A 1,081-nucleotide genomic window follows, 5' to 3' on the forward strand; every position below is an offset into this window, starting at 1 on the left:
ATTTCTTCCCCACATATCCCCATTGGGCTGGGCGCACATTCTACTGACTGGCGAATATCTTTGGCCCAAGGAACCGAAAGCTTAGGGTGTCATTTCGCCCTCAGCCGGAACCGACCCCACTTTTCCAAAACTTGTCAGACTTAAGGTTTATTGCGACATCTTTTGGTATTATCTTTATATGCCAGACAGGATTTGCCAATGCATCTGTGTGAATAAAGAATCCATTATTATCCCACGCGCTGTACCCTGCTTGGTTGTTGATTGCACTGGCTTGAGATAAAGCTGTGAAATTACCCATTACGCTGTTAGTGGAACCAATGACATTAACCTTGCTAATGCCAGATACGTTATATCTCCATGATTTGATGTTATCAAAGTTTAGTGTGGCGGAATTTTTCCCTGACTTTAGTTCGATTGTTTTGTTTTTTGTGTTGATTTTTATTTCGTGCTCTTCGCCACCAAATTTTGCATAATAAATATAAATCCCATCGTTCTTTTCATTTAGATACTTGATGTATTTAGACTTATCGAACTCAAGCTTTGATACGCAATACCCAATGAAAATTAAAAAAGCCCCGAGCACCCAGTATTGAAGAGCGGGTGTTTTGCTGAAAATCATTGGTAGTGAGCCGCAACCAATAGATAAAGCACCTGCAATATACGCTATTCTTTTTAATGCGTAATATATTTTCACTTTTAAATCTCCGTTTTAGAAATCATATTTCCTGGCTAAAAATACACTGTTAATTCTTATTGTGCAATTGAATTATACACTGAGTTATTTAAGATTACATTTAAATATGATGTAATCTTTTGGCTCGGAATTTGGTGATAAATATCAGTTTAATGAAAATTGTTTATATTCAAATCGAACCTAATGGCTTTGAGGTGATGATACCAACTTACTGATTTAGTGTATGATGGTGTTTTTGAGGTTCTCCAGTGGCTTCTATTTCTATCAGTTGTCCCTCCTGTTCAGCTACTGACGGGGTGGTGCGTAACGGCAAAAGCACTGCCGGACATCAGCGCTATCTCTGCTCTCACTGCCGTAAAACATGGCAACTGCAGTTCACTTACACCG

2 protein-coding genes are annotated in these 1,081 nt (G+C 38.8%); one reads left to right on the forward strand and one right to left on the reverse strand.

The window, feature by feature from the left end:
• Positions 1–100: 100 nt before the first annotated feature.
• Positions 101–694: a DUF4755 domain-containing protein gene (locus RDN66_RS01445; RefSeq protein WP_308537476.1), complete on the reverse strand. Its 594-nt coding sequence runs from the start codon at positions 692–694 to the stop codon at positions 101–103.
• A 248-nt stretch (positions 695–942) separates the two neighbouring features.
• On the opposite strand from RDN66_RS01445, the gene RDN66_RS01450 reads away from it, so the two are divergent.
• Positions 943–1,081: IS1 family transposase (locus RDN66_RS01450; protein ID WP_032356943.1), on the forward strand; the 139-nt coding region annotated here is incomplete at its 3' end.

The sequence above is a fragment of the uncultured Kluyvera sp. genome (assembly GCF_902485085.1).
Lineage (GTDB): Bacteria > Pseudomonadota > Gammaproteobacteria > Enterobacterales > Enterobacteriaceae > Kluyvera > Kluyvera ascorbata.